The sequence below is a fragment of the Bartonella sp. LB28NMGDW genome, assembly GCF_042194435.1.
In the GTDB taxonomy this organism is placed as follows: Bacteria; Pseudomonadota; Alphaproteobacteria; order Rhizobiales; family Rhizobiaceae; genus Bartonella; species Bartonella grahamii.
The window spans coordinates 1-1,185 of sequence record NZ_JBHIMX010000095.1; the positions used below are offsets into that span (position 1 = coordinate 1).

A 1,185-nucleotide genomic window follows, 5' to 3' on the forward strand; every position below is an offset into this window, starting at 1 on the left:
CTGGCGACCAATATTGCTTTTAATATTGCCAATGCTTGTAAGCGTGATAACAGCCAAGAAAATGAAGGGGGCGTTGTAGGTTTCTTCTCACTTGAGATGTCATCCGAACAGCTTGCAACTCGTATTATCTCAGAGCAAATAAAGGTTTCTTCTTCTGATATGCGCCGTGGTAATATCTCAGAAGAGCAATTTGCAAAAATTATTCACGCAATGCGTTCCTTACAAACAATCCCTCTTTATATTGATCAAACGGGTGGTGTATCCCTTGCACAATTGTCCGCCCGTGCAAGGCGTCTTAAACGACAACATGGTCTAGATGTCTTGATTATCGATTATATCCAACTCATGACAAGCGGTTCAAAGCGTTCATTAGAAAATCGCGTTCAAGAAATTACAGCCATTACCACCGGATTAAAAGCACTTGCAAAAGAACTCAATATTCCCATCATTGCTCTGTCACAACTTTCGCGCCAAGTTGAAAACCGAACCGATAAACGTCCGCAACTCTCTGATTTACGTGAATCTGGTTCAATAGAGCAAGATGCCGACATTGTTCTGTTCGTTTATCGTGAAGAATATTATCTCAAAAATGAAGAACCAAAAGAAGGCACTGCTGAGTATAGCAAATGGCAAGATGCAATGGAGCAAGCCAAGGGTAAAGCCGAGGTTATTATAGCAAAACAACGCCATGGTCCGACAGGAATCGTTCCCCTTGCCTTTCAATCCGATTTTACACGCTTTAGTGATTTAGCACATAATGTAAAACATTAAATAATTGTTATTAGCCAACTGAAAACATTGTAAAAACACATAAAACATGTTATGATCTTTACATCATTTAATGGGACTTACAAACATGCTTAATAAAGTGATTTTAATTGGTCATTTAGGTGCCAATCCAGAAAGCAAAACTATGCCTTCTGGTGGTGAGGTGGTCAATTTTCGAATGGCAACGTCTGAGAGCTATACAGACAAGGCAACCAATAAGAAAGTAGACAAAACCGAATGGCATTCCATTGTGGTGTTTAATCCACATCTTGCAAAAATAGCTCTCCAGTATCTGAATAAGGGCAGCAAAGTTTATATCGAGGGGCGACTACAAACCCGTAAATGGCAAGATAAAAACGGTGTTGATCGCTATGTAACAGAAGTCATATTGCCTCAGTACAAAGGCGAGTTAAAGCT

At 39.8% G+C, this 1,185-nt stretch carries 2 protein-coding genes; both read left to right on the forward strand.

Annotated elements, in window-relative coordinates:
- Positions 1-771 (forward strand): DnaB-like helicase C-terminal domain-containing protein (locus ACFIKG_RS09350; protein ID WP_375652203.1); only part of this gene is annotated, 771 nt, incomplete at its 5' end.
- Positions 772-856: 85 nt separating this feature from the next.
- Positions 857-1,185: single-stranded DNA-binding protein (gene ssb, locus ACFIKG_RS09355; RefSeq protein WP_375652204.1), on the forward strand; the 329-nt coding region annotated here is incomplete at its 3' end.